Below are 4,531 nucleotides of genomic sequence, written 5' to 3' on the forward strand. Positions count from 1 at the left end.
AGTGTCAGTCCAAGACTCTACATTGCCTGCGGTATTTCAGGCGCGGCTCAACACACCAGTGGCATCCGGGAGGCTCAGACCATTATTGCTATTAACCCTGATCGCAACGCGCCGATTTTTGCGTTGGCGGATCTTGGGCTCCTGGGGGATGCCAGAGAGATTCTGCGTCGGGCTATCCAGCTCCTGGAAGAAGAGCCAGTAGGTGCCTGAACGGCTCTGCCGATGCTCTTCTTTCTACATAGCTGCCTGTATGTACCTGCTGATCGCCGGCTGACACTCTCTTCTCTGGCTTTGCCAGCCGCCATAGAGAATGGATACAATGATATCTGCCAGGAGCAACATATCCTGACGATTCACGAGAAGCGAGGAGCAAGAGACATCGCCATGAAAGCTGTGCAATTTGCTCGTTACGGTGGACCTGAAGTTCTGGAATTGCGCGAGGTCCCAGACCCCGTTCCCGCCGCGGATGAAGTGCTGATTGATGTGAAGGCGACGACCGTCAACCGTCTTGATCTTTTTCAGCGGGCAGGGAGCAGGCCCGTGCCGAACTTGCCTTATACGCCAGGTTTGGAGGCCGCGGGCGTGGTAGTTGCAGACAGCAATGGCTTCAAGGCGGGTGAACGTGTGCTGACCACGCGGGCACCGGAGGCCCGTGGCGGTGGTGGCTATGCCAGCCGCATTGCGGTACCCGCCTCCCATCTTGTGCGCATTCCTGCCGATGTCTCCTTTGAGCAAGCAGCTGCTGCCGGTCTGGCAGCCTCGACGGCCTGGGCTGCACTGTTCGATCTCGGTAATCTGAAGGCAGGCGAGCGTGTGCTTGTGTGGGCGGGAGCGAGCGGTGTCGGCACCTGGGCTATTCAGTTCGCCAGACACGTCGGTGCTTGGGTCACCACCACCGCCAGTAACGCGGAGAAATCGGAGGCCCTGCGCCGCCTTGGGGCAGATATGATTGTGAACTACCGTGAGGAGAAGGTCGGTCAGGTGGTGCGTAACGCCCACGGTGTTAACCTAGTCATTGAACTCGTCGGCACCACCCTTCAGGATAGCCTCGACGCCTGCGTGAATGATGGGCGAGTGGTGCTGATTGGCAACCTGGGCGGTCAACAGTCTACCGTTGATACGCAGTCCTGGCGCCTCAAACGGGTGACAGTCATCGGCGGTGGTACTCTACGTACCTCACCTGCTAATGAGCAGCGCATTCTGCAGCTTATTGCCGAGAAGGCAGTGACGCCCATCATCGCCCGTGTCATGCCGATCAGTGAGGTGGCTGAGGCTCACCGACTCTTGGCAGCAGGCGCGGTCACAGGGAAGATCGTTCTCTTGCACTCCTAAGCTACTGCCATGAGCAGGAGATGAGAGGGAAGCTGGACCGGGCAAGGGCAGGCAGAGATCAGCTTCCAGCACTGTCCCGCCTGATCTGAACCAGACCAGCTCTCCCTCGCTATCTCGGACTCTCCTCGGCAGGAATCAGCAAGGTTGTGATGAGTTGTGCACTGCGCAGGCGGAGCGTGCTCCCGCGCTCCACTGGCACCAGGTGTTCACAGAGCAGCGGTATTGTATGACAATGAAAGCTGAGACACAGCGATGCATGCGCAGCAGCAGTTTGATGTAATCGTCGTAGGCGCTGGGCCAGCGGGAAGTAGCGCGGCGTTGAGGCTGGCGCGCGCTGGTTTGCGTGTAGCCTTGATCGAGCGCGGTGAGTATCCAGGTGCCAAAAATGTCTCTGGAGCTGTTTTCTATGCCCCTGGCCTGCTGGCCGAATTGCTCCCTTCTTTTTGGGAAGATGCCCCTTTTGAACGCTATATCACACGCCGGGTCCTGACTTTCTTGGGGAAGGATGCGGCGCTCTCGCTTGACTTTCGCACCCGTCATTTTGCCACTCCCCCCTACAATGGAGTAACGCTCCTGCGCCCCAAATTTGACCGCTGGCTGGCCAGTAAGGCGGTTGAGGCTGGCGCTTTGCTCATTACTTCGACCGTAGTCGATGATCTGCTCTATGAGGGAGAGCGAGTCATAGGTGTGCAGTGCCGACGTGAGGCTGGCGCTCTCTATGCTCCCGTGGTCATTGCAGCCGATGGCGCTAACTCGTTCCTGGCCAAAAAGGCTGGCTTACAGCGCGAGTTCTCTCCAGAAGAAATGAGCTTGGGCGTCAAAGAGGTGCTGCGCCTCAGTGCACGTACAATCGAGGAGCGTTTTAACCTGACCGGCGATGAGGGGATGGCCAGCGAGTACGTGGGCGAAGCTACAGGCCCTGTCAAAGGCGGAGCCTTTCTGTACACCAATCGTGAGACGCTCTCGCTCGGTATCATTGTCCAGATCGCTTCCCTTGCCCGGCAACGGGTCAAACCCTATGAGCTGCTCGACCGTTTCAAGCAGCATCCATCGGTTGCTCCGCTGGTGCGCGACGGGGTGACGCTGGAGTACTCGGCTCATATGATCCCTGAAGGGGGATGGCAGCTTGTGCCCCGCTTGGTGCGCTCTGGCTTGCTGGTGGCCGGAGATGCTGCTGCCTTGGTCTTTGCCACCGGCATCTTTCTGGAAGGTATGAACTTCGCCGTGGCTTCCGGTTTGGCTGCCGCTGAGACAGTGCTAGAGGCTCATCAGAAAGGTGATTTCTCTGCCACAGGCCTGGCAGGCTATCAGAAGCGTCTGGAGCAGTCGTTTGTGTTACAGGATCTACGACGCTTCAGACTAACACCTGCTTTCGTGAATAACGAGCGATTGCAGAATCTTTATCCTGAACTGTTCTGCGAGGCCGCTGAGCAGGTCTTCCGCTCGGAAGGCAAGCCACGTAAGAAGCTGGGGCCAACGATCCTGACGACGCTGCGCCGTAAGGTCTCTCTTTGGACCCTCCTGCGCGATGGATGGCAGGCCGGACGCGCTCTCTTCTTTTGAGTCTTCTATCAAAAGATAGAGAATTGACTCTTCTCGCTCCCATTAGCGCGTTTTAGGGAGATAGGAGTAGGAGTATACGCTACTATGCAATCGATCGCATCTGAACCTGTGGCAATGCAACCCATTGAAGAGCGGCTGGAGCTTGTGCGCTTTAAGGTCGACAAGACGCCACATATCCGCGTCAATACAGCAGCCTGTCAAGGATGTGACTTAACTCCTTGTGTCTATGTCTGCCCGGCAGGACTGTTTGAGATCCTCGGCGGCGAGATGCACTTTTCCTATGAGCATTGTTTGGAGTGCGGCACCTGCTACGTTGCCTGTGAACGGAAAGCTATCGAATGGGACTATCCGCGTGGCGGCTGGGGCGTCAGCTTCCGGGCTTCGTAAGCTACGCTGGTTTTCTAGCCGGGGCAGGTCTGATCACAAGGACGGTTCAACAACAAAGGAGAGACAATGCGCTTTGCTGTCTGTCTGAAGCAGGCTCCCGATAGCAGTTCAGTCTATGTCGATCCTATCAGTGGAGAGGTCGATACTGAACGCTTCGTTCAGACCCTGAATGCTGCTGATGCTTGTGCGTTGGAGGCAGCCTTACGTTTGAAGGAGCAGCTAGGAGGTTCGGTTTTTGCTCTCACGCTGGGACCAGACGAGAGCGAGGAGGCACTGCGCGTCGCGTTGGCAATGGGGGCTGACACTGTTGAGCGCATCTGGCATCCGAGTGCAGTCAATTGGGGGCCGATGACAATTGCTGCCGCTTTGGCAGCTCGCCTGCGCGCTGATTCTGCCTTGCCCGATTTGATCTTCTGCGGGGAGCAGAGCAGCGATTGGGCTTCTGGTACGGTAGGTCCCGCCCTGGCGGTTTACTTAGGCTTGCCCCAGATCACCGGGGTGATAGGGCTGAAAGCAGGTCAAGAGGCCGGACGACCCGTTTTACAGGTGACTCGCCGTTTAGAACGCGGCTACCGTGAGCGGCTGCTCGCTGAGCCACCTCTGCTGCTGACCGTTCATGAGACGCTCAATGAGCCGCGTTATCCTTCTCTGCCAGCTCATCTGGCAGCCCTGCAGGCTAGGATCGCCGTGTGCGATCCGCTGAGCCTGCCAGGGTTTGCGGCTGTCCAGGAGGCGGAAGAGACAACTGTTGTAGAGGTGCGCACGCCGCGTCCACGTCCTCATCGCATTCCTATTCCTGATAGTCAGCTCAGTCCTTTCGAGCGCATTGGGGAGATTATTACCGGAGGCACCGCCCGGCGGCAGGCTCGCTTGGTCGAAGGCTCGCCAGAAGAGCTGGCGCGCGAGCTGGTGCGCTTTCTGAAGGAGCGCGGCTTCGTTTGAAAGACTCACCTCTGTGCTCGCTAACCTTGTCCGCTAGGCTCAGCGGAGAGAATCTCTTTTCCTCACCATACTGGCAGAGCAGGAGCTCCGCCAGTATGGCTTTCAGACCCGGCTGAGCGGTAGCAATCGCTCAGGGTGCTACCCCAAGGCCCTTACGGATGAGCAAAGCCATTGGGTAATAGCCGGCATTCTCCCCAATAGGTTGGCGCTGCCACCACCAGGCCCAGATCCGCTCTGCCGCCAACACCGGATTGAAATGTGCCCCCGGCGGCGGATTGTCTCCATAACTCAACCATAGCAATGGCCC

At 57.9% G+C, this 4,531-nt stretch carries 5 protein-coding genes; all 5 read left to right on the top strand.

The genetic code is table 11. The features are described 5' to 3' along the window. On the top strand, positions 1-210 hold a 210-nt coding region (locus IRZ24_RS17160; RefSeq protein WP_297166866.1), incomplete at its 5' end, for an FAD-binding protein. 174 nt (positions 211-384) lie between these two features. Continuing rightward, on the top strand, positions 385-1,332 hold the full coding sequence (locus IRZ24_RS17165; protein WP_297166868.1) for a zinc-binding dehydrogenase: 948 nt from the start codon (positions 385-387) through the stop codon (positions 1,330-1,332). Between the two features lie 252 nt (positions 1,333-1,584). Next, entirely contained in the window at positions 1,585-2,895 is a 1,311-nt protein-coding gene (locus IRZ24_RS17170; RefSeq protein ID WP_297166871.1) for an FAD-dependent oxidoreductase, read from the top strand. 84 nt (positions 2,896-2,979) lie between these two features. Further along, complete coding sequence (locus tag IRZ24_RS17175) at positions 2,980-3,282, top strand: 4Fe-4S dicluster domain-containing protein (protein ID WP_297166874.1); 303 nt, start codon at positions 2,980-2,982, stop codon at positions 3,280-3,282. A 66-nt stretch (positions 3,283-3,348) separates the two neighbouring features. Beyond that, complete coding sequence (locus tag IRZ24_RS17180; protein WP_297166877.1) at positions 3,349-4,224, top strand: hypothetical protein; 876 nt, start codon at positions 3,349-3,351, stop codon at positions 4,222-4,224. Positions 4,225-4,531: the final 307 nt, after the last annotated feature.

Origin of the sequence: Thermogemmatispora sp. (assembly GCF_019683755.1) — a bacterium.
Taxonomy (GTDB): Bacteria; Chloroflexota; Ktedonobacteria; order Ktedonobacterales; family Ktedonobacteraceae; genus Thermogemmatispora.